Source organism: Halobacillus sp. Nhm2S1 (genome assembly GCF_019599545.1).
In the GTDB taxonomy this organism is placed as follows: domain Bacteria; phylum Bacillota; class Bacilli; order Bacillales; family Halobacillaceae; genus Halobacillus.
The window spans coordinates 599,742-625,641 of sequence record NZ_JAIEZV010000003.1; the positions used below are offsets into that span (position 1 = coordinate 599,742).

Genomic DNA, 25,900 nt, shown 5'->3' on the forward strand with positions numbered 1-25,900 from the left:
GCTTTCCTTTATGGACTCGTCTGGAAAAAGTCTCTCCATAAAAAAACTTCATATTTTTTGCGTATCAAGAAGCATAACCCAATCAAAGCTCCCGAAAAAAGAACCATCATTGGAATGGAAAACAAGGATATCCATTGTCCCACAGACGTATAAACAACGGCCAAAGGTAAGTTTGCAAACAAGGATGACTTCGCATATTCTTTAAAGTCTGCACTGATTTCCAAGAGACAGTAGGAAAGTAAATGAAAATGAATAAAAGGTACAAGTCTTAAGACTGCGACCTGTTTCACCGTCAAATGAGAGTTCTTATTCAACCATTTTTCTTTTAAGGCTCTCAATTTCTTAAAGCCAGAAGGAACGAGCCTGATGGTGCGGTAAAACAATAAACTAGAGAGCATTGTACCCACCACCGAATATGCACTACCAGCAATCGGACCAAACAAAACGCCACCCGTGATACAGACGATCATAACAGGTAAAAACAAAAAAGGACGTAATAAATGAATAGCGATGAATAAGAGCGGTGCCCAGGCTTCTTGATGTTCTAACCATGCAAAAATGGTACTTGTTGTTTCGCCCATCTCATCCCCCTCCCTGTCTACATAATATGACAGAGCAGCTAGAGATAGAACCGATACGCCAGGTAGGCCACTCCAGCGATATAAAAGAGGCTTAGGAGTGGAAAACCGAGTTTGAAGGAGGTATGTTTCGTTTTATGCCTGAATACACTCATTCCAACCCATCCCCCAAGGACTCCACCTGCTAAAGCTATTCCCCATAGTTTCTTTTCTTTAATACGCCAAGACCCTCTTTTAGAACGACGTTTATCCACGCCCATCATAATGAAAAGGACAAGATTGATCACCAGTCCATATATACCAACAAGGATAGCAACATCCATAAAAATTCCTTCCCCTCCTCTAGACCATTTGCAAAACAAACGGCTCGAAAATGAACTTTCCAAAATAATGTACTATGTAAATGGCTAAGTTTACGAGTATAAAAAAGAGCCATTTCCTACCGATCGGAAATGGCTCTTTATCATTGTCATTTTATTACTTAAGAGCAGATTTAGCTTGCTCTGCTAGGCTTGCGAAACCTTGCTCATCGTTTACAGCAAGATCAGCTAGCATCTTACGGTTAACTTCAACACCTGCAAGCTTCAAACCGTGCATTAGACGGCTGTAAGAAATGTCGTTCAAACGCGCTGCAGCGTTGATACGAGCGATCCATAGCTTACGGAAGTCGCGCTTTTTCTGACGACGGTCACGGTAAGCATACTGACCTGATTTCATTACTTGTTGTTTTGCAGTTTTGAATAGTGCATGTTTTGAACCATAATAACCTTTTGCTAGTTTAAGGACACGGTTACGACGTTGACGTGTCACTGTTCCACCTTTTACTCGTGGCATGGTAATCCCTCCTAATTAAATCAATGTATATTAGTCGTTTGGAAGCATGTGCTTGATGCGACGGTAGTCTCCAGCAGAAACTAGTGCATCTTTACGCAACTTACGCTTTTGTTTTGTAGATTTGTTCGCGAACAAGTGGCTAGTGTAAGCGTGAGAACGTTTCACCTTACCTGTTCCAGTCTTTTTGAAGCGTTTTTGAGAACCTTTATGGGTTTTCATTTTTGGCATGTGAATTTCCTCCTTTAACTTGATACAATTTCTTACTTCTCGTTAAGAGGAGCAAGCATTAAGAACATACTACGACCTTCCATTTTAGGCTTGGTCTCAACTTGGGCAATGTCTTTGCACTCTTCCGCCATGCGTTCAAGTACTTTTTGTCCAAGTTCTTTGTGTGTGATTGCACGACCGCGGAAACGGACAGATGCTTTCACTTTGTCACCTTTCTCCAAGAACTTACGTGCGTTACGAAGTTTTGTGTTAAAGTCGTGGTCTTCAATCCCTGGGCTGAGACGAACTTCTTTAACTTTGATGACCGTTTGCTTCTTGCGAGCTTCTTTCTCTTTCTTCTGCTGCTCGAAACGATATTTACCGTAGTCCATCACTCGGCAAACCGGAGGCTTCGCATTTGGTGCCACCATAACAAGGTCAAGATTCGCATTTGCTGCAATATCAAGAGCTTCGTTACGTGATTTAACTCCAAGTTGCTCACCATTCACGTCGATCAGACGAACTTCACGGGCACGGATTTTTTCATTAACGTTCATGTTATCCTTGCTAATATCGAGCCACCTCCAACAAATTTTAGAAAACTTATATGAGATCTGTCATCGACAAGATTTCCTGATGCAAATAAAAAAAGTGTCGGTACACATACTGCACCCACACGACTCCTAATAATCAAAGGAATAAGTGACCTGCCAACTGCGCTTTGCGTCGATCAGGTGAGAAGCGGGTGCTCCTACTTGTCTCTAGATCCGTTCATTCAGTTACCTAAATTATGATAGCATGCCTTATGATGCATGTCAACAACCAAATTCCGCCGACATGACTACTTAAACTAGGATAAGGCATGCACCCACAAAAATCAAGGCTTTTTTAGCCACGCCCCCAATCCACCTTCTTCCACTAAAGCTCCCTTTACTTGAAGACTCAGTTTCGAGACTTTAGTTGAGTGGATGGGGCTGCGGGGAATAGCTCGCTTTTCGTAAGACATTCTCGAAACTACCTTCCAGTAATAAGAGCTTTTGTAGTTAGGAATCCTATACCGATGCAGATTAAGCAGGATTTCCCAACACAACTAGGCATGTTACTTTAAGAGGGATTTGGAGAACCTCATTTGGTAAAGGGGCGGAGGGAAACGGTGAGACTCCTGTGGGAAGTGCGTGGTAGATGAGACCCCGCAGAGCGTTAGCTCGAGGAGGCTCATCACTCGCCCACGGAAAGCGAACCTTTTCCCGGAGCCCTAAGCTCCCATAAAAGTCTCGAAACTGAGTCTTCCACAATCCTGCCATATAGAGAAATAAAAACCCGAAAGTCTTTGGGGAGACTTTCGGGTTTTGTCCTTTTACTTGCGTAGAAGTTTTTGATCGATTTCGTTGCGGATTTCCTGTTTAAATGTATCCAGTGGTTTTGTCGCGGAGTCTTGTTCTCCATAACGACGGACATTGACCGCATTGTCCTGGATTTCTTTGTCACCAACCACAAGCTGGAACGGAATTTTTTGCATTTGAGCTTCACGGATCTTATAACCAATCTTCTCATTACGCTCATCGACTTCGACACGCACACCTGCTTCACGCAACTCATCTTCAAGTTTCTTTGCATAATCGAGATGAACATCTGCGGAGACAGGGATGATTTTCGCCTGAACAGGAGCAAGCCACGTCGGGAATACACCTTTATATTCTTCAATAAGAAAAGCAACAAAGCGTTCCATTGTTGATACCACTCCACGGTGAATAACAACCGGACGGTGATCTTCTCCATCTTCTCCAACGTATGTCAGATCAAAACGCTCTGGCAGGTGGAAGTCAAGCTGAACAGTGGACAATGTTTCGTCTTTTCCAAGAGCTGTCTTCACTTGAACATCCAGTTTTGGACCGTAGAAGGCCGCTTCTCCTTCTGCCTCCACATACTCAAGCTCCATATCTTCCATTGTTTCTTTCAACATCGCCTGCGCTTTATCCCACATCGCATCATTGTCTACATACTTTTCTTTGTCCTCAGGATCTCTGTAGGAAAGACGGAAGTAGTAATCATTGATACCAAAGTCGCGATACACTTCCTGTACGAGACGAACAACACGTTTGAATTCATCCTTCAATTGATCCGGACGAGCGAAGATGTGGGCGTCATTCAATGTCATTGCACGTACACGCTGCAATCCTGCAAGTGCGCCGGACATTTCGTAACGGTGCATCATGCCGAGCTCCGCAATACGAACAGGAAGATTACGATAGCTGTGCAATTGATTTTTGTAAATCATCATATGGTGCGGGCAGTTCATTGGACGAAGGACAAGATCTTCATTGTCCATTTCCATTGTTGGGAACATGTCATCCTGATAATGATCCCAGTGTCCACTTGTTTTATACAAATCCACACTTCCCAGAACAGGTGTATAGACATGATCATAGCCAAGACGTTCTTCTGTATCTACAATATAGCGTTCAATCGTACGACGGATTGTCGCTCCTTTTGGAAGCCACATCGGCAACCCTTGACCAACCTTTTGATTAACTGTGAAAATATCGAGTTCTTTTCCTAACTTACGATGATCCCTTTCTTTTGCTTCTTCGAGCATTTTCAGGTACTCATCAAGGTGGGCTTTCTTTTCAAAAGCTGTCCCATAAATACGCTGCAACATTTGATTGTCGCTGTCTCCACGCCAGTAGGCACCAGAAATACTTAACAGCTTGAAGACTTTGATCTTACTTGTCTGTGGGACGTGTACCCCGCGGCATAAATCGAAAAACTCTCCCTGCTGGTAGATTGTCACTTGCTCTCCTTCAGGGATCGCTTCGATTAGCTCAAGCTTCAAGTCATCGCCGATCTCTTTATACTTTTCAATCGCTTCTTCACGGGAAAGTTCGATACGTTCAATCTCTAAATTCTCATCAACAATGCGCTGCATTTCTTTTTCGATCTTCGGAAGGTCCTCTGGTGTAAGGGATTCTTCCATATCGATATCATAATAAAACCCGTTTTCAATGACTGGACCGACACCAAGCTTCACATTGCCATAAAGACGTTTAATCGCCTGTGCCATCAAGTGAGCGGAAGAGTGGCGGACCACTTCCAACCCTTCAGGATTTTTATATGTCAAGATTTCGATGTCACCATTTTGTTCAATCGGCCTTCTCAAATCATAAGGTTCGCCGTCTAATTTGATCGCCAGGGCTTGTTTTTTCAAGCCAGGGGAGATCGACTGTGCGATTTCTTCACCTGTCGTACCTCTCTCAAACTCCTTGATGTTACCGTCTGGAAATTTGATTTGAATCGCATTCGACATGTTTAACACTCCTTTATCTAAAATAAATATAAAAAACGCCCGTCCCTCAGCATATAAGCTAAGGGACGAGCGTTATCACTCGTGGTTCCACCCAAATTCCCGCAACGTTAGACCATGCGGCTTCGTTCTCCTTAACGCGGATCAGACGCTGTCTATTACTAATGGTATGTTCACAGACAGAGCTCCAAGGTGGTAAACAGTAAAGCCGTCAACAAGGAGCTTCCAGCCGATGGCCCCTCTCTCTGGTCTTGCGCCACTTTATGTTCGTGTCCTTTTCCAAGCCGTTGTTTAGATATGTACGTTATTATATCCATTTAGGAAAAGGAAATCAACCCATTTTAAAAGGAAATTGTGATTTAGGCCTCCACGAAGCTTTTTCTTCGAAAATATTCATCAATAACTCTAAGTTTGAATGGTCCGTTGCATCCGAATAGATGATTAACTCATCAGGTGCATGAGCTAGAGCTGGTGTGACCGGCCATTCAATAGGCAGATGAGCAATAGAATCATCCGGGTATTGCTTCATGTACAGTTTTGTTTCTGATTCACTGATTGGATTGCCTTCATCATGATAGTAAGTTAAACGACCATCATCCAGCAAATGAAGCAGTTGAACACCTGTATCCTTATGATGGACGCGGTAACGCCATGAATCCACCATCAGTTGATAGGACTCTTCTTGTTTGTACTCATCAATGATTTTCCCGGTGTATTCAATAAGCGAGTCATGCACGGACTGCAAACAAGCAGCACTGAGTTCATCAAATTCTACAAAACTTCTGGCAATCAAATAATCCTGAATAAAAGCGCGTAAGTAGTGGTAGATCGGTGGAAGCTTAAGACCTGCGGGTGGTTTATCTTCGAAGTCTTGTCCAATTTCAAGCATCCGTTGAACTTCTTGTGCATCCTCGTAATAGTAACGGTATTTCAATACGCCTTCCATCCAACCGAGCATTTTCCTTTTCCGTATTAATTGTAAAAAGGCACGGATCGCCTCCACATAAGCCGCTCCACTCAATGAAGCATTCATCAACCTCACATCAAAACCGTCTTTATGTTCCTTGAAAATCCAAAGCTTTTGTTCTGAGACAATTGCATTATAGAATTGGATCGCTTCCGTACGATTAGAAAAATGAATGCAAAACACCAAGATTCCCCCTCGTCCCGACTTCATTCAACCACTATGTTCAATGGAAGACACCAGGAATCAGCCCTGATTATCAGCCATTAAAAGTTGACGCTTCTATGACATAAAGTTGGCTATTCCCTGTTATATTTATGTGACAGGAGAGGGAATCATGCTATTGTCTTCTGTTTTGTAATCGTTATCCTCGTCTATTCCTACCATTTACATGGACACCTTCACTCAGTTGGCGGATCCGCTCTGTAATTCTTTTGGCTTTTACTTGTTCTACATCTCCACGGTTGCTCGTCATCAACACTTTTTCCAACTCGTTCAAGTTGTAGTTGGAGGTGAAGAAAACCGGGAGTCTTTCCATCATCCGATAGTGGAGAATACTTCCGAGAACTTCATCTCTGAACCAAGCCGACTGAGATTCTGCCCCTATATCGTCAAGCATCAGTACAGGGATCTCTTTGAATGCTTCAATCTTTTCATTCATGGAATCGTCTTTAATGGATGCCTTAATCTCTCTTACAAATTCCGGCATATAGATAACCATAGATGGGATATTCTTAGAGCTTAGTTCATTAGCGATAGCTCCCAGGAAATAAGTTTTCCCCACACCAAACGGCCCATGAAAGTAAAGTCCCTTACTTGGCAGTTCATCGTTAAGACCTTCAATGTATTGGACGGTTCGTTCCACAGCAGCTCCCCGATCCGGGTCTTGAAGATCCATGCGTTCTAATGAAGCCTCAAGGATTTCACGTGGCATATGGAGACTTCTCACTAAGGATTTCTGCTCTTCCTGCTGTTCATGTTTCCGCTGACGGCGACATTTGTCATAGATCAGCTTCACATCAGAACCTTCTACTTCTACTCTTGGAACGTAACCAGGAAGGATATTGATACATTCTTCACGTGTTGGACATTTCTCGCAATTTTTTGATTGAGTCCGGTATTCATAGAGTTTGATCAACTGTTTCTCGATGGCTTCTTCCGTTAACTCCTCATGCTCCTGCATTAACTTTTTTACTTCCGAGGATTCCATCACTTCCGCTTTCATATGGTTCATTCTTTTTTGAAACTGCTCGTTGTTACGCATCCATTTTTTTAATGATTGTTGAATAGGTTCCATTGGTATCCCCCCTTTTTAATTCCCTTTGTTCGTCAGCTTCTTAATCCTTGCCGCTATGTCATCCGTATTCACTTGTACCGCTTCTTCTTTCTCATGCTCAGGCACTTCTTGCTGTTTGAACCAGGCAGGGATGACTTCTTCCTTTTGGTTTTTCCGCTTTTGAGACTTCTGTTTGCCCCATTGCTGATATTTCTGGTGCTCAGCCTTGGCCAGGTTCATCGCTTGTCTCACGGTCGTTACATTTTTTCTAGCCCAGTGGCTTGCAATTTTCTCAAGGTAAGGCTTCGACAATTTCATATCCGTTTTTAATAGGACGTAATGGACGAGTACATTCATAACCCCTGGTGCTATCCCCTGTTCTGTCATCACGTCACGAATCATTTTCAAGTCTTGTTCAGAGGCACGGTTACCACTGGATACATCCTCAAGCAGTTCCCTTGGAGAGATTTCCTCAAGCATTTGAATAAATTGATCCTCTTTTGTCCCACTTGTGGACGTGTTTTCCACTTTCATTTTCTCTCTACGATCTAGAGCCGAATCTCTATCCCTGTCATTCTTCTGTTCTTTCATGAAATCATGACAAGCTGCCTTCAGTTCTTCTTCCACTAAATAATGATTTTCATCAATAGCCCACGTGATTGCTTTTTCCAGCTCAGTGTTTGAGAGATCATACAACGTCGCCAACTGGACAATCAATTTCTTATTGCGCCCATTTAGTATTTGTTCTGATGGATACATGCGCTTTTTTAATGCATGGTTCAGCCACTGGAAATCCACTCGGTCCATAGAAGCTATCGGTCCTCTGGATTCTTGTTGGTGTTTCTGCTGTTTTGCAATGGTTTCCGTTTCTCTCTGGACAGATTCAATCATTTTATTATGGAAAACTTCATCAAAAGTAGCTGTTACTTCAGTAAAACCCTCAAACGATTGTCCCGCGTTCAAGAACCGCTTTTTCAAACGCTCATACTTTTCCTTCCCCAACTCATGATGCAGCAACAAAGAGAGCATATCATCAAGGAAAAACTCTTCTGGGGAGAAAGGGGGATGTACTGAGTACAGATATACCGCCTGGTGATCTTCATCCATAGAGCGAAACGTTCGTAGTAGACCGATGGCCTCCAGTTTCCCTCTGGCTTCATAAATTTTGTCCAATGGCGCAGACAGGTAAGACATTAAAGTATGGTGAGACTGTATCTGTTCCCCTTCCATCATATCCGATTCGGATATAAGGACATGATAAAGTGAAATCGCCAGCCTCCCTACAATCGGCTGGTATAAATGTGACAAGGAACGATGAAAACTACGAGGCAGCTCTCCATTACGTATGATTTTAAAACCGTCCACAGGGAGGAGTTTGCCAATAGAGTAACTCACCGCCTCCACCTCCTTCAATCGTTAAAACTTATTCATTATATTCCAAACAGGAAGCCGGCATCCATTTCACGTGAAACCAAAACGGCCTCCTTAATCTATGATCCTAGAAAAAGAAAATGAGCCGGAACAGGCTCATTCATTGTCTTCATGTTTAATTAGTTCTTTTAATTCGTCAATGAAAACATTGATGTCCTTGAACTGTCGATATACGGAAGCAAAACGAACATAAGCAACTTCATCAATGTCTGAAAGACGCTCCATCACCATTTCACCAATATCTTCACTCATGACTTCAGAAACGCCACGATTTCTTAATTCCTTTTCGATATCCATGGTCACTCGTTCCAATTCCTCCACGGCCACCGGTCGCTTTTCACATGCTCGAATCAATCCACGCATCAATTTTTCACGACTGAATTCTTCTCTTGTGCCTTCTTTTTTCACAACAATCAACGGGACTTCTTCAATCCGTTCAAAAGTTGTGAACCTGAATTGGCATTGTTCACACTCACGACGTCGTCTAATGGACTGTCCTTCTTCAATCGGCCTGGAATCAAGGACTTTTGTACTTTTATAGTGGCAATTCGGGCACTTCACGTATGATCAACTCCACATCATCTTCTTTTCGGCAGTAGTCAGGAAGGATCCACCGTTGTGAACTGACTGTCCAATTTTTTATAAAGCTGAACGATTAAATTCCGGCTGTATCCAAAATCAACAGGACCTCCTGAGTCCGTTGTGACAGAAAAGTCTACGGCTGTTCGAAAAGGGCGCACCATGATGATCGTCGCCACTATAAACGCGCGTCTGTTCCCTTTATATTTGACGGTCAGTTCTCCACGTTCTTTAGAACTTGCTACAATTTCTGAAGGCGATGTAAACAGTCCTTCAACAGCACGGAAAAGATCATCATGCTTGGCTTTATAATAGTGTGTGACAAGCGCAGAATCCTTATGCTCTTCACTCGTTTCGGAATGTTTGCTGAAATACCTGGAAATAAATGCTTTCACTTACCTAACCCCTTCAATTCCATTCGACATAATCTCCCTTTATTTTAACACGACTCATACAAATAAGAAATAATTATTGAAACCTAACGTCTTTAACAGATTTTAGTAGGGATGATTATGGAAGGAGGAGAGCTCTTGACACCCTCCATAATCATCAATCAAACCTTCCAAGGATGTCTCTAGGAATACTCCACTTGAGTGGCACAACTGATTAAAGAAGTAGAGGACGATCTATCATGATAAAAGAAGCCACGCAGATCCCCCTGCGTGGCTTCTCTTTCTATTATAGGGCACGAGACTGCTGTACTTCTACAGGTCCCATTCCTCTTGGTACTTCTACCGTTTCATTCTTACCTGCTTCTAGTGCATCAACAATATACTGTGCAGCGACATTGGGATCAATGCGATCTCCACATGTATAAACATCAATGCTAGCATATCCATGCTCTGGAAAACTATGAATCGTCAAATGTGATTCAGAAATGATGACTACTCCACTAACTCCATGAGGGGCAAATTTATGAAATGCGACTTCCCGCACTTCCGCACCAGCTTTAAGAGCAGCATCTACAAAAACTTGTTCTATATACGACATATCGTTCAATTTTTCTTCATTACAATTCCATAATTCAGCAATTACGTGTCTTCCCATTGTATCCATATTAAGGATCCCCCTTTGTACATTCACTTCAATACCTCTGAAATAACAGCCATGAACTACCACGGGGGAAAGTTAGTCCTGAGAGGTCCTAACCCTTTGAGTAGACATGAATTTATATGAAATTCAGAAGTTCAAGAGAAAGTATATATGGTTTACCCCTATTTTGCAAGAAATATTTTACTCGCTTTTGGACAACTCTTCTTGCTGCTCCCCTGGGGGACTCAGATACAACAGGAGATTGTTGATTATGATACGCGCGCCTCTTTTTCTTGCTTCATCATGTTCCCGACATACTTAGCAAGATCTACCACGCGGCAGGAATAGCCCCATTCATTATCATACCAGGCCAGAACTTTTACTTTACGGTCATCAATAACTTGTGTAGTTAACCCATCAATGATCGCCGAAGATGAAGAAGTCGTGTAATCAACGGAAACGAGTGGCTCTTCACTGTATTCCAATATTCCTTTCATTTCACCCTTTGCCATTCTCGCAAAGGTTTCATTCACTTCGTCTGCTGTAACTTCCCTTTTTAAATCGACGACAAGATCAACGAGGGATACATTTGGAGTCGGTACACGCAAGGCCATACCATTCAATTTTCCTTGAAGACTCGGAATCACTTCTCCTAAGGCTTTTGCTGCTCCTGTTGACGTCGGGATGATCGATTGAGTACACCCGCGGGCGCGTCGTAAGTCTTTATGTGGGTTATCTAAATTCTTCTGATCATTGGTGAAGGCATGGACGGTCGTCATCAAACCATTTTCAATGCCAAATTCATCCTCCAACACTTTTACTACAGGGGCAAGACAATTGGTTGTACAGGATGCATTTGAGATGACATCGTGACTGTCCGGCATATAGGTTTCTTCATTAACACCCATCACAATCGTTGCATCTACTTGTTTTCCAGGTGCTGTAATGATGACTTTTTTAGCTCCTGATTCTAAATGAAGACCTGCTTCTTCTTTTGTTTTAAACTTGCCTGTCGCTTCAATTACAATGTCGATATCCAGTTCGTCCCACGGCAGCTCCAATGGGTTCCTTGTTGAGCACAGCTTCACTTTTTTCCGATTGACGACCAAGTCCCCATCCACGACATTGACCTCACCTTGAAAACGCCCGTGAACACTGTCGTATTTAATCATGTGAGCAATTGTTTCAGCTGGATAACTTGCATTAACGGCTACCAAATCCATAGATTCATCCGCCACAGCCTTTCTAAATACCATGCGACCAATTCTTCCCAAACCATTAATAGCAATCTTTGTTTTCCCCATGCTGTTCCAGCCCCCTATATATGATATACTTTTACTCTGTAATTCCTAGATTAGTATAACATATTGTAAGCGGTTTTACATACAGAACGAAAACTTTCCACAAAAAATAACACGTCTGCCCAGACGTGTTATTATACGATGCCCCAACCCTGAAGTATGTCTTTTAATTGGTGTAAACTTTTCTCGATTGTTCCAGTATTGTCAATGACCGCATCCGCCATCTCTGCTTTCTTTTTCACAGGGATCTGCGCTTGGATCCGCTCTTCAGCATCCTTACGTCCTGACTGGTCTCTTTCCATCAAACGCTCCATTTGTGTTTCTTCATCCACATACACAACAAGAATTTTCTCTACATAATCAGTTAAGTTGCTTTCGAACAGCAATGGAATGTCCAGGACGACTGCTTGATATTGCTGCTGTTTATACTGCTCACGCCGCCTGATCATTTCTTCCCTTACTTTAGGGTGGACAATCCCATTCAGCTGTTTTCGCTTCGTCTCGTCGCTAAATACGACCTTACCAAGTTTTTTTCGATCCAGATCCCCGTCATCTTCCAGCACCTGTTCTCCAAAGGTTTCAACTATTTCTTTGTAAGCCGGTTTCCCCGGCTTGACGACATCCCTTGATATTTGATCCGCATCAATAACAGGAATATCCATGTCTCTGAACATTTCTGCTACGGTACTTTTTCCACTTGCAATACTTCCTGTTAATCCGATGACTAAAGTCATCCTGCCACCTCCTTAAGACAACTTAATCAGTCCGATGATGATGAGTAACACTCCAGGTAAAATGGACAAACTTTCTGCTTTATCACTAAGCTTTGAGCCGCTCAAAATTCCACAACCAAGCATGCAGAAAGTCGCTACAGTAATCATAACCGCTGTAAATAAGATAGGAATTCCGATGAGCGCTCCACTGATTCCAGCTCCAATGGTATCGAGGGATAGAGCGGCCCCAAGCAGCCATACTTCTTTTCCACGGATACCACCGGAGTGGTCCACATCCGCAGCTAAAGGGTCATTCAATACTTTTGCCGGATTAAGCCATGGCTCTTTCTTTTCTTCACTATCTTTCTCTTTCTTAAAAAATTGCCATAAAAAATAGATACCGATTCCGATTAACGCAAGTGCTCCCACGCGTTCGGCGTCTTCCGCTGCCACCACTGCTGCCAGCAAATGTCCAAAATAAGAGGACAACAGAAACATACAACCGGAAACACTCGCAATTAAAAAGACGCCTCTTAAAGTAAGGCCGACCTTTTTCAAACCCAATACGCAGCCGATTCCAAAGCTGTCTATGCTGACTGCTGTAACGAACAAAAAAATGAACATGCCAATCCCCATGTATCCCACACCTTCATATCTTAAGCTGTGGGATAGTATATGGGGGTTTACCTAGTAGTGTGTAAGGGTTGACACTTAGGACAAATGTGAGTCCCTCTTCCACTGACCTTCAACTTCGTAATCGGAGTACCACATTGGACACACTCCGAATCCTGCTTTCCATAAACTTGGAGCTTCTGCTGAAACATCCCGATTTCCCCCTGACTGTTCAAGTAAGAACGAATGGTCGTCCCGCCTTGTTCGATAGCCTCAAGGATGACCGAAATACTGGCTTCACGAATCTTTTCAACCTCAGCTTTTGTTAAAGTATTGGCGATTCGCTCAGGGTGAATGCCTGCCCTGAAGAGGGCTTCGTCTACATAAATATTCCCAAGGCCTGCTACAATCGATTGGTCAAGCAGGACCGCTTTCATATTTCTAGACGTTTTCCTCAGCCTCTCATAAAAATAATCGACGGTGAAAGCTTCATTGAATGGATCAGGTCCTAATTGAATAAGCGGTTTGTTTTTAAGCTCCATTCCTTTTGGAAAAGCGTGCATGGTCCCGAATTTCCGCACATCGTTATATCGAAGTTCTGTTCCATCAGTAAAATGGAAGATCACGTGGGTATGCTTCGGCTTTTCGGTCGCACCCTCGTAAACACCAAACTTCCCCTCCATCCGCAAATGGGAAACGAGGGCAATATCATCCATATGGAAGATTAAAAATTTCCCTTTACGATCAATGTCCTGAATGGTCTGCCCCACCAATAACTGCTCAAACTCTTTAGGATCTTGGGGTTGTTTAATGATATTCCCCCAAAACACGGATACCTTTTCAATCTCTTTTCCTAAAGCGAGATGTTTCAAAGTTTTTCTAACTGTTTCTACTTCAGGTAACTCTGGCATTGTTTCATTCTCCTCTTACTTTGCATCATACCAAGTGTCCCCATAAGATGAATCGACTTTTAGAGGAACATCTAAATTTACGGTATTTTCCATGACAGATGATACAATCTCTTCTAGTTGTTTTACTTCTTCTTTTGGTGCTTCAATGATCAATTCGTCATGCACTTGAAGCAGAACTTTGGCTTGCATGTTCTCTTCTTGAAGTTTTTCTTCAAGGTCAATCATCGCTTTTTTGATAATATCGGCTGCACTTCCCTGAATCGGTGTGTTCATCGCCGTCCGCTCGGCAAAGCTGCGCTTATTAAAATTTCGGCTTTTAATGTCAGGAAGGTACCGTCTACGGTTCATAAATGTGGATACATATCCTGTCTCTTTCGCTTCCCTCACGGTCTCATCCATATAAGACTTGACTCCTGGATAGCTCTCAAAATATTTATCAATGAAAGCTTGTGCTTCTTTACGAGTAATACCCAGGCTTTGAGACAGGCCATAATCACTGATTCCGTAAACGATCCCGAAGTTTACGGCTTTCGCCTGTCTTCTCATTTCACTTGTAACGTCGTCCCTCGATACACCGAAAACTTCACTTGCTGTTTGGGTGTGGATATCTTCCCCTTCTTTAAACGCCTGCATAAGCTTGTCATCCTGAGCAATATGGGCGAGGACACGAAGTTCAATTTGAGAATAGTCACTCGCAAACATAACCCACCCTTTTTGAGATGGGATAAAGGCCTGTCTTATTTTACGCCCCTCTTCAAGACGGATCGGGATATTTTGTAAGTTAGGGTCCGTGGAACTTAATCGCCCGGTTTGTGTAAGAGCTTGGTTAAAGCGTGTATGGATTTTCCCAGTCTCTCCATGAACGACCTTAAGAAGACCTTCGATATATGTCGACTTCAACTTCCTGAGCTGACGGTTAAGGAGGATTTTAGGGATGATCTCATGTTGATCTTCCAATTGCTCTAAAACATCCGCAGAAGTGGAATAACCAGTCTTCGTCTTTTTGATTACCGGAAGCTCCAGCTTTTCAAATAAAATGGGCCCTAGTTGTTTAGGGGAATTGAGGTTGAAGCTCTCTCCTGCAAGTTCATAAATTTCCTGTTCAACCTTATTCAACCGTTCTTCCAGTTCTTCCCCCATATTTTCCAACCTCTCAACGTCCACACAAACACCGCGATGCTCCATTCGACCAAGAATAAGCGCTAATGGCATTTCAAGTTCTCTGAATAACTGATATTGTTCATTTTCTTTCAATTTCTTTTCCATGTCCTCTTTCATGTTATAAAGAAGAGATGCTTTCCGTCCAATATGCTCATAGAACTCATCATCATTTTCTGGACGTTTCATTTTAGCGCCTTTTCCATACACTTCTTCATCGTATTTGACGGCTGTTTCACCTAAACGATGGCCAATCGCAGGAATGTCATGGTTATTCTCAGCGGGGTTAATCAAATAAGAAGCAAGCAATAAATCGAACGTGATTCCCTTCATCTCAATGCCATGACGTAAAAGCGCCACACTCGTCCGTTTCGCATCAAAGACCCATTTTTCATTTTCTGCACTTTCCGCCCACGTTTGAAACGCGTCCGAATTTTTAGCATCTTCCATGGAAAGGACGAATTTTCTTTGATCATTTACAACAGCAATGCCTTCCACTGGCGCCGTATGGTAATTGTCGTAAAGCATCTCCACTACCACCGACTCTTTCCCCGTAAAAAGATCTGCTGTTATTTCCTGGACTACTTCCACATCAATCTCTGGGAGTTCTTGGGCGTCTTCAGATTCTACACCGCCTTCTTGAACACGGGAAAGCAACGACTGGAATCCAAGCTCTTTAAAAAACTCGCTCACTTTTTGGGACTGATAACCGGAATATCCAATATCAGAAATGCTGATTTCGATCGGCGCCTCACGCTCAATGGTTACAAGCTGCTGACTCATCAACGCCTCTTCCTTATTCGTTTCCAGTTTTTCTTTCAATTTCTTACCACTTACATCATTTAAATTCTCATAGAGTTTTTCCAGCGTATCAAATTGCTTCAACAGTTTGACCGCCGTTTTCTCCCCCACCCCAGGGACACCTGGAATATTATCAGAACTATCTCCCATGAGCGCCTTCAGGTCAATAATCTGATCCGGCCGGACTTCCATCTTCTCCATAAGGAAAGAAGGGGTATATGTATCCACATTAGTAATCCCTTTTTTAGTGAGGCTCACGGTGATTTTCTCATTCACAAGTTGAAGGAGATCCTTGTCTCCTGAGATCACTTTCACTTCGAGGCCCTTATCTCCCGCCTGTGTAGCAAGAGTTCCGATGATATCGTCCGCTTCGTAATTCTCAAGCTGATAATAATTGACTTCAAATGCATCCAGAAGCTCCTTTAGCACCGGGAACTGTTCAGATAGTTCAGAAGGAGTTTTCTGCCGACCACCCTTATAATCCTCATATGTTTTATGACGGAATGTTGTTTTACCAGCATCAAAAGCAACGAGCAGATGATCCGGTTGATCTTCTTCCAGAATCTTCAACAACATGGTTGTAAAACCATAAACCGCGTTCGTATACACCCCTTTATCATTGTTTAACAAAGGCAGTGCAAAGAATGCCCGGTACGCAATACTGTTCCCATCAATTAATACCACTTTCTCAGCCATTGGCTCACTCCTCGTTATAGAAGATGCTCGATGGAGGATCTTCGTCTGTTTCTTTTTCCTTAGTCTTCGTTGGGTTTAATGAATCAATGTATGCTTCTTCCATCGAATCTGAGGTTACAACACCCGATAAAAAACGCCTTTTTCATCATTCTACCATGTTTACAGTAGAGAGGAAAAAGGCGTGCCTGATCGTTTATTCAAAATAACCTAAAAGTAATTCAGCATAAGGAGAATCCTGGGGAAGGATAATGGTCGTCTCGCCATCGATCGTCTTCTTATAGGATTCCAGGGTCCGGTAAAGTTGGTAGAACTCTGGATCTTGAGAAAAGGCATTGTTATAGATCTGTGCCGCTTCCTGTTCACCTTCTGCTCGAATTTTTTCAGCATTGGCTCGAGCTGTAGACAACATTTCCTGTACTTCACGATCCACTTCTGCACGTATTCTGCTCTTATCCGCTTCTCCTTCGGATAAATACTGTTGAGCAATTTTCTCGCGGTCTGTAATCATTTGATTAAAAACTGCTTCTTCATTGGCTTCCGGTAGATCTGAACGCTTGATTCGCACATCATCTACAACAATGCCGTAATTATCTCTTTGTAGATATTCATTTACTTTAGCTGTAATTTCTTCATTCAATACTCCCCTGGAACTCTCTTCCTCATTAATAATCTCCGAAAAATTCATCTTTCCTAATTCAGATCGGACAATGGAGAAAATAAATTCTCCCATTCTCGCTTCTGCATTCATCTCAGTACGGGCGTTAGCAATCATATCTTCTGGGTCCGTGATGCTCCAAATGGCATAATTATCAATGATCATCCGCTTTTTATCCAATGTGGTTATCTCTTTTTCATCTACATCATAGACCATTTTCTTTTTGGAGAGGGTGGAAACTTCTTGTACTAATGGGATTTTGAACTTAAGCCCCGGTTCTTCGTGAATCTTCACAACGTCTCCAAATTGACGAACGACCTTATACTCTCCCTCTTTAGCAATCACGATTGAATTTATACCAATAAGGAGAATCCCTATAATGACGAGTAATGTAACTCCAGCTCTTACGTACTTCCTGAGATCCTTCTTTTGTTTTTCATTTTCATTAAAGATTTCTTCACTCATGATTCTTCACTCTCCTCATCTTCCGCCGAACTAGGAGGCACTACATTTTGAACCGTTCCTTGATTTAAAGGCAAGTATTTCATTGTGTTTCCATCATCATTCATAATGTACACGTTAGCCTCTGGTAGCACTTCTTCAAGTGTCTCCATGACAAGACGATCACGGGTAATTGTTTCGTTACCCTGATACTCTTCAAGCAAGGCATTAAAGCTAGCAACAGCACCGGTAGCCTGTTGAATTCTCTCAACTTTGGCACCTTCCGACCGTTGAATAATCGCGTCCTTTTCACCAAGCGCTTCCTCGCGCTTCTGATTGGCATATTTCTCCGCTTCGTTCACTTTACTTTGCTTTTGTTCCCGAGCATCGGTCACCTTTGTAAACGCAGAGCGCACTTCCTTATTCGGAAGATCAACCTCTTGAAGTCGGACATCTATAATAGATACACCAATTTCATAGCCTTCAACCAAGCTGACCAAGCCTTCCCTTACTTCATTTTCTATCTCTGCTTTACCGGAAGTTAGAGCCTCATCAATTTCACTACTCCCAATCACACCTCGAAGTGAAGAGGATGTGGCATTGAATAATACTTGTTCAGGGTTTTCTGAGGCAAATAAATAAGCCGCTGGATCTGTGATTTTCCATTGGACGACGAGATCTGCCTGTAAGATCATATCGTCCCCTGTAATCATCGTTACTTTATCTGTTTCTTCTCCACTGTCATCGAAACCAAAATCCAAGCTGAACGTTTCTTTCGACATTTTTTCTACTTCTTGGATCGGCCATGGCATTTTGAAGTGCAAGCCTGGTTCGGTGATGCCATCTTCAGCTTTCCCGAACGTAAGCACCACAGCTTGCTCTGATTCATCCACGGTGTACCATGTTGTAATAAGGGCAATAACCAACAACACACCCACGACGACTAGGCCCGTCCATTTGTAAAATTGTTTAAGACTCATATCGACTTCCCCTTTGTCTTTTTATGGATACTATAATTACGACTATGTAACAAAAAGGTTTCAAAAAAGTAACATCATTTTTCCATCACTAAAGATCCTGATTGTGGGAGACTCCGTTTCGAGACTTTTGTTGACTGGGTGGGGAGACTGCGGGGAATAGCTCAATTCCCGCAGTCTCCCCATTCTCTTTTCCATATATGTATCTAGAAACCCCTTCCGGAATAAGCTGCTTTGATTTACATGGTAATCTGAGAGGAATCAACTCCCTAGGAAGCTATTCTCCTTGTGGCGCGAGTGTCTGGGCGATAGAACTGGACGAGTGGCTTTCCATACATACCTGACGCTCAACCAGGGAACGATCCCCGAGAGCATATTGAGACTGAGTCTTCAACAATCCTGCCATATAGTAGAATTTCGGGTTAAAGGATGAATTATGAATGGGAAGTTTGGGGGTGTATTTTTACAAGATCATAACGGAATCGAAATAAAAAAAGGCAGAAGCGAGGGAAGCTTCTGCCATAAAGAGAAAACACCTTGGATGAAAGGGTTTCAAAGGTATTCTACCGAAGTATTGTTAACCTTAATTTAATAAAATATTAATTTTCCGTAAACTTCTTTGGAATCTCAACATAAAACGACGTCCCGACATCCACTTCACTTTCTACATGGATGGTCCCTTCATGGGCTTCTACAATGTGTTTTACAATGGCAAGACCTAGACCTGTGCCTCCTGAATTCCTGCTTCTCGCTTTATCCACACGGTAGAACCTTTCAAAAATCCTGGATATTTCTTCCTCAGGTATTCCAACACCATTATCAGTGATTTTAATCGTTACATGATTTTCAGATTCTTGAAATTCTAATGTAACTTCCCCTTCATCTCCTGAATAATTAATGGCATTTGTCAACAAGTTCATGAACACTTGCTTCAAGCGGCTGGAGTCACCTTGAATCAAAGTATTTCCATGCACGGAAGCGTGGAGCTTCACTTCTTTTTGCTCGGCATGTTGTTCAACAATAGGCAGTAAATCATTTAACAACCGTTGGACTTCCACTTGTTCAACATTTAAAAGGAAGTCATCCCTTTCAAGTTTGGACAACTCCAGAAGATCTTGAATTAAGGACTGCAACCGGCCACTTTCCTTCAAGATAATCTGTAAAAACTGCTCAAGCATCTTTTCATCTTTCATAGCCCCGTCAAGCAGGGTTTCTGAAAAGCCGCGAATGGAAGTAATCGGAGTTTTCAATTCATGTGAGACGTTGGCTACAAAGTCTTTTCTCATCTGCTCCAATTGTTTTAGCTCTGATATATCATGGAAAACCAATACGACACCTCTCCACTTTCGGTCTTCGCTGAAAATGGGTGCTCCGGTTACTTCCAAGTGCTTACGGTCAATATTAACAGGCAGCACAAACGTTTCGCTCACCGTTTCTTCAAACATATATATCTTCTGTACAGTTTCGTGGATGGTTGTGTAAGGAATAGCATCGTGATACAAATGGCCGATAAAATCTTTTTGTTCTCCTTTGAACGTTTCTAAGAAAGCACGATTCAAAAGAAGAATATAGCCTTTTTCATCAATCAGCACTAACCCATTCCCCATATTGTTGATGACCGCTTCTAATTGATTCTCCTGCATACCCTTTGTACTCGTCATCTCCTGCAAATTCCTAGCCAGAATATTGATCGACTGGCTAAGCTGTCCCGCTTCACCAAAATGCCCTTCATATGTTCTTGCTTTATAATTTCCTTTCGCAAGTTCTGTAGCAACATTAGAGGCTGATCGAATTGGACGGATATATTTAGAGAACACGTTAAATCCAATAACAAAAATGACTAAAAGCCCAAGAAGTAACGTAAATCCAATTAGAAGCCAAATGTTTTTTGTAATATTGGTCAAAGCCTCCACGGGTGAAAGAAGAATAAGGGTGCCATTTATACCATCTACACTATTATTCACAGGATAATAGAAGATCTCATCCAGCATCTGCCCTTCATTCATCGGGGAAGTGCCACTTTCCACACGTGTGATCACTTCCTGCTTCTCGTCTTGACTTATAACAGGTACAGCATCAACAGTATCAATCATTCTTTCTCCGGAATCTGATATAAAAATCATGCCTGTATTCAACTGTTCACTAAAGTTATATAACTCATCCTGACTCACTTCCCGGTCTTCTGTAAATCGATCCAAATACGTGATGAAATATTGACTTTCTAACTCTACACGCTGTTCAAATATGTTGATAAAATAGCCGCGGGTCAGTTGAGCAAGAATGATCCCCAGCCCGAGCATGACAATGACCACTAAAACCGTATAGGTCATTAGTGGCCTAGTATTGGAGGTCATTTACTTAGGTTCCTCCATCTTATAACCGAGACCGCGTATCGTTTTTATATACACTGGCTTTTTCGTCTCAGGTTCAATTTTCTCACGTAAATGGCTAACATGAACATCAACAATACGAGTGTCACCGGCAAAGTCATAATTCCATACGGCACTTAAAAGTTGGTCTCTTGAAAGAACACGACCTAAGTTTTGTGCAAGGTACAGGAGAAGTTCAAATTCTTTAGGAGTAAACGTTAAAGGCTCGTCCTTTATTGTTGCTTCGTATTGTTCGGGGTAAATAGATAGATCGGCAATCTGGATGATCTTTTGATCGTTTACAACATTTTCTCTAACCATTCTTCTTAAAATCGCTTTGATTCTAGCTACGACCTCTCTAGGACTGAATGGTTTGGTCAGATAGTCGTCTGCGCCAAGTTCAAGACCAAGAACTTTATCAAATTCATCGTCTTTAGCTGTCAACATAAGGACAGGAGTATTCACTTGCATTTGCCTTAATTTCTTGCAGACTTCCATCCCATCCATCCCTGGAAGCATGACGTCAAGAACAATCAAATCAAAGTGATCTTTCGATGCTTTTTCGAGAGCATCCGTACCGTTATAAGCCACATCTGTCTCATATCCAGCTTGATCAATATTATATTTTAATAAAGTTACAATAGACTCCTCATCATCTACGATTAGAATTTTTTGTTCCAATGCCATCACCTCTACTACAAGTTACTTTCATCATACAATGAAGTTTACAATTTGAATACGGATCTTTACCATTTTTACTTAATCTTAATATAGACACTAAGCTCTTTTTCATCCGCTTAAAGACTCTTAGACGAATTGGAAAAGGATGCAGGGGGTGCGACAATCTCTATATGTGCATAGAAAAGTGAAAAAAACCGCTGGTCTCTTTGAGTCCAAGCGGCTTGTGGTATGGATTAAAAACTAAACGAGACTTAATAAAAGTTTTCTAACGAGATTGAATTCATAGAATCGGGCTCATACGGGGGTTGAACAATAAGCGTACCTTTCACGACCTCGTCACCTTCTTCATCATATCCTACTACTTGAAGTTCAACTTGATGGTCTTCTTTATGGATAGCTGTCACTTCGGCATGAAAACGAACATCTGCATAATGATAAACCGGCTTAGGGTATTCTAGGTTTTGCTGAATAATGTGACTACCTGGACCTGGTAAATGCATGGACACAATAGAAGAAACCATACCAAACACCATAACTGTCGGTACTACCGGACGTTTAAATGGAGTTTGCGAAGCATAATCATGCTGGATGTATAAAGGATTCGCATCATCGGTCAAACCTAGGTACATGAGTAGATCACGGTCTTCGACTGTAAAAGAAGTTGTGAATTTTTCGCCGGTTTTTATATCATTGATCTTCTTTCCAAGCTTTCTTTTTCTGCCTAACATATCCTCACCTCTTGTAAACGTTTTCTTCACCGTTTAAAAAAGGGATTCGAGGGTTTCCCCCGAATCCCTTCTTCTTTATTTTAATACATTCAATACATTTTTAACAGAATCCGCCGATTTATCCAACTGCTGTTTTTCTTCTTCTGTCAGTTCAAGTTCAATAACCTCTTCAATTCCATTTCCACCAAGGATAGTAGGAACTCCTAGATAGATTCCATCATATCCATATTCACCTTCTAAATAAGCAATGGAAGGAAGAATTCGACGCTGATCTTTCAAGATTGCTTCTGCCATTTGAACTAACGAAGCAGCAGGTGCATAATAGGCGCTTCCATTTCCAAGAAGACCTACGATTTCTCCTCCACCTTTACGCGTTCTTTCTACAATCGCATCTAAACGCTCTTTTGAGATTAATTTCTCTAAAGGAATGCCGCCAGCGAAAGAATAACGTGTAAGTGGGACCATATCGTCACCGTGACCACCTAGGACAAAGCCTGTAACGTCTTTAATAGATACATTAAGTTCTTCAGCCACAAACGTGCGGAAGCGCGCTGTATCCAGAACGCCGGACTGCCCGATGACACGATTCTTAGGTAAACCAGCTTCCTGGAATACTGAATAAGTCATGGCATCAACAGGGTTTGTCAATACAACGATAAAGCAATCAGGAGAGTTTTTGACGATTTCTTTCGTTACACTCTTCATGATCTTTGAATTTGTATTGACTAGATCATCACGACTCATACCAGGCTTACGAGCAATCCCTGCAGTGATGATGACAAGGTCTGACCCTTCCGTATCCTTATAGTCAGACGTTCCAGTAACCTTGGCATCAAAACCCTGTACAGGACTAGCTTCCAACATGTCCAGAGCCTTCCCTTTTGTTGGATCTTCCATATCAGGAACATCAACGAGAACAACATCTCCCAGCTCTTTTTGTGCGAGCATAAGCGCTGTCGTAGCACCAGTGAAACCAGCACCGATTACTGATATTTTGTTTCTACGAATAGCCATCATGACCCACTCTCCCTTATTGATTAGTCCATATTCTTAATAAGTTCATCACCGAACTCAGAGCATTTAACTTCTGTGGCACCATCCATCATACGAGCGAAATCATACGTGACAACTTTACTTCCGATCGTCTTGTCCATAGACTTCGTAATTAAGTCAGCTGCTTCTCTCCAACCAAGGTGTTCTAGCATAAGCACACCAGAAAGGATGACAGAAGATGGATTCACTTTATCAAGACCAGCATACTTCGGAGCTGTACCGTGTGTTGCTTCGAAGATCGCGTGTCCTGTTTCAAAGTTGATATTGGCTCCTGGAGCAATTCCAATTCCACCCACTTGTGCAGCCAGTGCATCAGAAATGTAATCGCCATTCAGGTTCATCGTTGCAACAACATCGAACTCTTTCGGACGAGTAAGGATCTGTTGAAGGAAGATATCTGCAATCGCATCTTTTACGATGATTTTACCTTCAGCTTCTGCTGCATCCTGAGCTTTGTTTGCAGCGTCTTTGCCTTCTTTTTCTACAATGCGGTCATATTCTGCCCATGTAAATACTTTATCACCATACTCCTCTTCAGCAACTTCATAACCCCAAGCCTTAAAAGAGCCCTCTGTAAACTTCATAATGTTTCCTTTGTGTACGAGCGTGACGTTTTTACGTCCTTCGTTCAATGCATAATCAATTGCTGCACGAACCAATCGCTTCGTACCTTCTTCGGATACCGGCTTGATTCCGATTCCGGAAGTTTCAGGGAAACGAATGTTATGTACACCCATTTCATTTTGAAGGAAGTCGATCACTTTCTTCACTTCTGGTGTTCCTTTTTGCCACTCGATCCCTGCATAAATATCTTCAGTGTTTTCACGGAAGATTGCCATATCTGTATCTTCGGGACGCTTAACCGGGGAAGGTACCCCTTCGAAGTAACGTACAGGACGCAGGCATGTAAACAAGTCCAACTCTTGACGAAGAGCTACGTTCAATGAACGGATTCCGCCACCGATTGGAGTCGTCAAAGGCCCTTTGATTGCAATCTTATAATCTCTAATAGTATCGAGGGTTGCTTCAGGAAGCCATTCACCTGTTTCATCATAGGCTTTCTGACCAGCAAGTACTTCTTTCCACTCGATGGATTTCTCACTATTGTATGCTTTATCAACGGCAGCTTCGATAACGCGGCTAGCGGCTGCCCAAATATCAGGACCGATTCCATCTCCTTCGATGTAAGGAATGACCGGACGCTCTGGTACATTTAGTGTTCCGTTTTGTTCGACTGTAATTTTTTGTGCTTGTGTCACAATAAACCCTCCTAATATTTTGTAAGAAATATGGATGGATCATCCTCTTCTATCATACGTTAAAATAAGTTGAATAAAAAGGGAGGCTTGCCGGCGTACCGGCTGCACTCTTATCGATCCTCAATTGGTGTATAGCTCTGGCCTTTAGGTCCTACGTATTCCGCACGTGGACGAATCAGACGGTTGTTGGAGTACTGCTCAAGAATATGCGCCAACCAGCCGGACACACGGGAAACGGCAAAGATCGGTGTGAAAATATCGTGATCGATTCCAAGACTATGATAGACAGAAGCAGAGTAGAAATCCACGTTTGCAGGGAGACCTTTGTTTTCTTTGATATAGTCCTCGATCTTAATAGACATTTCATAGTATTTGGAGTGACCTGTAAGTCCTGTCAATTCACGGGACATTTCTTTCAAGTGTTTTGCACGTGGATCTCCTGAACGATAGACACGGTGTCCCATACCCATGATTTTTTCTTTATTTTCAAGTTTTTTCTCAATGGCAGGTATGGCGTTCTCTACGCTTCCGATTTCGGTCAGCATCTTCATAACACGTTCATTTGCACCACCGTGCAATGGACCTTTCAAAGCTCCGATCGCTGCCGTCACTCCAGAATACACATCAGAGAGCGTAGCCACACAAACACGGGCTGTAAACGTAGATGCATTCAGCTCATGATCGGCATGAAGGACAAGTGCTTTGTTAAAGGCTTCTACTTCTAAACCTTCCGGGTCTTTTCCGTTAAGCATATAAAGGAAATTTCCTGCAAAACTTAAATCTTTTTTAGGTGAAACCGGCTCTTCTCCTTTACGGATACGAGCAAATGCAGTTACAACCGTAGGAATTTTCGCTTGTAAACGAAGCGCTTTTCGTTTATTCGCTTCCTCTTCCATGACATCAGACTCAGGATCATAGAGTCCAAGCATGGAAACAGCCGTACGTAAAGCAGCCATAGGGTGTACTGTCGATAGATCATAAGACTTCAGATGATCGACAACCTCAGTCGGAATGTCCATATTAGAAATAAGTTCTTCCTTAAAAGCATCCAATTCTTCTTTGTTTGGTAGCTTTTGATTCCAGAGAAGATAGACAACCTCTTCAAAACTGGAATTATCGGCCAAGTCATCGATATCATATCCGACATATGTCAGTTTATCGTCGATGATAGAACTTATGGATGATTCAGTTGCTGTAATTCCTTCAAGACCTTTAGTTGATGATGACATACAATCTCTCCCTTTCAAAAAATTCCATTTTTCTTAACATTACCGATAAGAAAACGCTTTACTATTTGCTTATTTACCTTTATAGGAAAACTACCCCACAGACAATTATAAAGT

25 protein-coding genes and 1 other annotated feature are annotated in these 25,900 nt (G+C 42.2%); all 25 genes read right to left on the bottom strand.

Annotated elements, in window-relative coordinates; all coding sequences use genetic code 11:
• Window positions 1–8 precede the first annotated feature (8 nt).
• Window positions 9–581 (bottom strand): TVP38/TMEM64 family protein, encoded by a 573-nt coding sequence (locus tag K2225_RS14965; RefSeq protein ID WP_220585451.1) that lies wholly within the window; start codon window positions 579–581, stop codon window positions 9–11.
• Between the two features lie 38 nt (window positions 582–619).
• On the bottom strand, window positions 620–901 hold the full coding sequence (locus tag K2225_RS14970; RefSeq protein WP_255574558.1) for a DUF1294 domain-containing protein: 282 nt from the start codon (window positions 899–901) through the stop codon (window positions 620–622).
• A gap of 154 nt (window positions 902–1,055) precedes the next feature.
• Window positions 1,056–1,412, bottom strand: a complete 357-nt coding sequence (gene rplT, locus K2225_RS14975; RefSeq protein ID WP_089650567.1) for a 50S ribosomal protein L20 — start codon at window positions 1,410–1,412, stop codon at window positions 1,056–1,058.
• 30 nt (window positions 1,413–1,442) lie between these two features.
• On the bottom strand, window positions 1,443–1,640 hold the full coding sequence (gene rpmI, locus K2225_RS14980; RefSeq protein ID WP_079479460.1) for a 50S ribosomal protein L35: 198 nt from the start codon (window positions 1,638–1,640) through the stop codon (window positions 1,443–1,445).
• A gap of 32 nt (window positions 1,641–1,672) precedes the next feature.
• The gene (infC, locus tag K2225_RS14985) at window positions 1,673–2,176 is read right to left on the bottom strand and encodes a translation initiation factor IF-3 (protein WP_146812617.1); all 504 of its coding nucleotides are present in this window, start codon (window positions 2,174–2,176) and stop codon (window positions 1,673–1,675) included.
• 82 nt (window positions 2,177–2,258) lie between these two features.
• Window positions 2,259–2,382 (bottom strand) — a sequence feature (ribosomal protein L20 leader region).
• A gap of 594 nt (window positions 2,383–2,976) precedes the next feature.
• A complete protein-coding gene (thrS, locus tag K2225_RS14990) occupies window positions 2,977–4,923 on the bottom strand; it encodes a threonine--tRNA ligase (protein WP_220585452.1) in 1,947 nt (648 codons plus the stop codon).
• A 328-nt stretch (window positions 4,924–5,251) separates the two neighbouring features.
• A complete protein-coding gene (ytxC, locus tag K2225_RS14995; protein ID WP_220585453.1) occupies window positions 5,252–6,070 on the bottom strand; it encodes a sporulation protein YtxC in 819 nt (272 codons plus the stop codon).
• 178 nt (window positions 6,071–6,248) lie between these two features.
• Complete coding sequence (gene dnaI, locus K2225_RS15000) at window positions 6,249–7,181, bottom strand: primosomal protein DnaI (RefSeq protein ID WP_220585454.1); 933 nt, start codon at window positions 7,179–7,181, stop codon at window positions 6,249–6,251.
• A 15-nt stretch (window positions 7,182–7,196) separates the two neighbouring features.
• The gene (locus K2225_RS15005; protein ID WP_220585455.1) at window positions 7,197–8,555 is read right to left on the bottom strand and encodes a replication initiation and membrane attachment family protein; all 1,359 of its coding nucleotides are present in this window, start codon (window positions 8,553–8,555) and stop codon (window positions 7,197–7,199) included.
• A gap of 132 nt (window positions 8,556–8,687) precedes the next feature.
• Window positions 8,688–9,152, bottom strand: a complete 465-nt coding sequence (nrdR, locus tag K2225_RS15010) for a transcriptional regulator NrdR (protein WP_146812607.1) — start codon at window positions 9,150–9,152, stop codon at window positions 8,688–8,690.
• Window positions 9,153–9,190: 38 nt separating this feature from the next.
• Window positions 9,191–9,565, bottom strand: a complete 375-nt coding sequence (locus tag K2225_RS15015) for a cytosolic protein (protein WP_220585456.1) — start codon at window positions 9,563–9,565, stop codon at window positions 9,191–9,193.
• 283 nt (window positions 9,566–9,848) lie between these two features.
• Window positions 9,849–10,226 (bottom strand): adenosylmethionine decarboxylase, encoded by a 378-nt coding sequence (gene speD / locus K2225_RS15020; RefSeq protein ID WP_115824217.1) that lies wholly within the window; start codon window positions 10,224–10,226, stop codon window positions 9,849–9,851.
• Window positions 10,227–10,471: 245 nt separating this feature from the next.
• Window positions 10,472–11,506 carry a glyceraldehyde-3-phosphate dehydrogenase gene (locus tag K2225_RS15025; RefSeq protein WP_220585457.1) on the bottom strand — a complete coding sequence of 345 codons (1,035 nt, stop codon included), beginning with the start codon at window positions 11,504–11,506 and terminating at the stop codon, window positions 10,472–10,474.
• 131 nt (window positions 11,507–11,637) lie between these two features.
• Complete coding sequence (coaE, locus tag K2225_RS15030; protein WP_220585458.1) at window positions 11,638–12,237, bottom strand: dephospho-CoA kinase; 600 nt, start codon at window positions 12,235–12,237, stop codon at window positions 11,638–11,640.
• A gap of 12 nt (window positions 12,238–12,249) precedes the next feature.
• Window positions 12,250–12,852, bottom strand: coding sequence for a sporulation membrane protein YtaF (ytaF, locus tag K2225_RS15035; RefSeq protein ID WP_220585459.1), 603 nt, complete (start codon window positions 12,850–12,852; stop codon window positions 12,250–12,252).
• A 47-nt stretch (window positions 12,853–12,899) separates the two neighbouring features.
• Entirely contained in the window at window positions 12,900–13,739 is an 840-nt protein-coding gene (gene mutM, locus K2225_RS15040; RefSeq protein WP_220585460.1) for a DNA-formamidopyrimidine glycosylase, read from the bottom strand.
• A 15-nt stretch (window positions 13,740–13,754) separates the two neighbouring features.
• Window positions 13,755–16,394, bottom strand: a complete 2,640-nt coding sequence (polA, locus tag K2225_RS15045; protein ID WP_220585461.1) for a DNA polymerase I — start codon at window positions 16,392–16,394, stop codon at window positions 13,755–13,757.
• Window positions 16,395–16,587: 193 nt separating this feature from the next.
• A complete protein-coding gene (gene hflC / locus K2225_RS15050; RefSeq protein ID WP_220585462.1) occupies window positions 16,588–17,514 on the bottom strand; it encodes a protease modulator HflC in 927 nt (308 codons plus the stop codon).
• Complete coding sequence (hflK, locus tag K2225_RS15055; protein ID WP_220585463.1) at window positions 17,511–18,470, bottom strand: FtsH protease activity modulator HflK; 960 nt, start codon at window positions 18,468–18,470, stop codon at window positions 17,511–17,513. Before hflK ends, hflC begins: the two co-directional genes overlap by 4 nt.
• Before the next feature lie 596 nt (window positions 18,471–19,066).
• The gene (pnpS, locus tag K2225_RS15060) at window positions 19,067–20,821 is read right to left on the bottom strand and encodes a two-component system histidine kinase PnpS (RefSeq protein ID WP_220585464.1); all 1,755 of its coding nucleotides are present in this window, start codon (window positions 20,819–20,821) and stop codon (window positions 19,067–19,069) included.
• On the bottom strand, window positions 20,822–21,517 hold the full coding sequence (locus K2225_RS15065) for a response regulator transcription factor (RefSeq protein ID WP_220585465.1): 696 nt from the start codon (window positions 21,515–21,517) through the stop codon (window positions 20,822–20,824).
• A gap of 251 nt (window positions 21,518–21,768) precedes the next feature.
• The gene (locus tag K2225_RS15070; RefSeq protein ID WP_220585466.1) at window positions 21,769–22,245 is read right to left on the bottom strand and encodes a MaoC family dehydratase; all 477 of its coding nucleotides are present in this window, start codon (window positions 22,243–22,245) and stop codon (window positions 21,769–21,771) included.
• A 75-nt stretch (window positions 22,246–22,320) separates the two neighbouring features.
• Window positions 22,321–23,259: a malate dehydrogenase gene (gene mdh / locus K2225_RS15075; RefSeq protein ID WP_220585576.1), complete on the bottom strand. Its 939-nt coding sequence runs from the start codon at window positions 23,257–23,259 to the stop codon at window positions 22,321–22,323.
• 23 nt (window positions 23,260–23,282) lie between these two features.
• Complete coding sequence (gene icd / locus K2225_RS15080) at window positions 23,283–24,557, bottom strand: NADP-dependent isocitrate dehydrogenase (protein ID WP_220585467.1); 1,275 nt, start codon at window positions 24,555–24,557, stop codon at window positions 23,283–23,285.
• A 110-nt stretch (window positions 24,558–24,667) separates the two neighbouring features.
• Entirely contained in the window at window positions 24,668–25,786 is a 1,119-nt protein-coding gene (citZ, locus tag K2225_RS15085) for a citrate synthase (RefSeq protein ID WP_220585468.1), read from the bottom strand.
• Window positions 25,787–25,900: the final 114 nt, after the last annotated feature.

What these genes read in the sequence shown, in the direction of transcription:
- K2225_RS14965 (WP_220585451.1), bottom strand. Translation starts at nt 581, where the DNA reads ATGGGCGAAACAACAAGTACCATTTTTGCATGGTTAGAACATCAAGAA.
- K2225_RS14970 (WP_255574558.1), bottom strand. Translation starts at nt 901, where the DNA reads ATGGATGTTGCTATCCTTGTTGGTATATATGGACTGGTGATCAATCTT.
- rplT (WP_089650567.1), bottom strand. Translation starts at nt 1,412, where the DNA reads ATGCCACGAGTAAAAGGTGGAACAGTGACACGTCAACGTCGTAACCGT.
- rpmI (WP_079479460.1), bottom strand. Translation starts at nt 1,640, where the DNA reads ATGCCAAAAATGAAAACCCATAAAGGTTCTCAAAAACGCTTCAAAAAG.
- infC (WP_146812617.1), bottom strand. Translation starts at nt 2,176, where the DNA reads ATGAACGTTAATGAAAAAATCCGTGCCCGTGAAGTTCGTCTGATCGAC.
- thrS (WP_220585452.1), bottom strand. Translation starts at nt 4,923, where the DNA reads ATGTCGAATGCGATTCAAATCAAATTTCCAGACGGTAACATCAAGGAG.
- dnaI (WP_220585454.1), bottom strand. Translation starts at nt 7,181, where the DNA reads ATGGAACCTATTCAACAATCATTAAAAAAATGGATGCGTAACAACGAG.
- speD (WP_115824217.1), bottom strand. Translation starts at nt 10,226, where the DNA reads ATGGATACAATGGGAAGACACGTAATTGCTGAATTATGGAATTGTAAT.
- K2225_RS15025 (WP_220585457.1), bottom strand. Translation starts at nt 11,506, where the DNA reads ATGGGGAAAACAAAGATTGCTATTAATGGTTTGGGAAGAATTGGTCGC.
- coaE (WP_220585458.1), bottom strand. Translation starts at nt 12,237, where the DNA reads ATGACTTTAGTCATCGGATTAACAGGAAGTATTGCAAGTGGAAAAAGT.
- ytaF (WP_220585459.1), bottom strand. Translation starts at nt 12,852, where the DNA reads ATGGGGATTGGCATGTTCATTTTTTTGTTCGTTACAGCAGTCAGCATA.
- mutM (WP_220585460.1), bottom strand. Translation starts at nt 13,739, where the DNA reads ATGCCAGAGTTACCTGAAGTAGAAACAGTTAGAAAAACTTTGAAACAT.
- polA (WP_220585461.1), bottom strand. Translation starts at nt 16,394, where the DNA reads ATGGCTGAGAAAGTGGTATTAATTGATGGGAACAGTATTGCGTACCGG.
- hflC (WP_220585462.1), bottom strand. Translation starts at nt 17,514, where the DNA reads ATGAGTGAAGAAATCTTTAATGAAAATGAAAAACAAAAGAAGGATCTC.
- hflK (WP_220585463.1), bottom strand. Translation starts at nt 18,470, where the DNA reads ATGAGTCTTAAACAATTTTACAAATGGACGGGCCTAGTCGTCGTGGGT.
- pnpS (WP_220585464.1), bottom strand. Translation starts at nt 20,821, where the DNA reads ATGACCTCCAATACTAGGCCACTAATGACCTATACGGTTTTAGTGGTC.
- K2225_RS15070 (WP_220585466.1), bottom strand. Translation starts at nt 22,245, where the DNA reads ATGTTAGGCAGAAAAAGAAAGCTTGGAAAGAAGATCAATGATATAAAA.
- mdh (WP_220585576.1), bottom strand. Translation starts at nt 23,259, where the DNA reads ATGGCTATTCGTAGAAACAAAATATCAGTAATCGGTGCTGGTTTCACT.
- citZ (WP_220585468.1), bottom strand. Translation starts at nt 25,786, where the DNA reads ATGTCATCATCAACTAAAGGTCTTGAAGGAATTACAGCAACTGAATCA.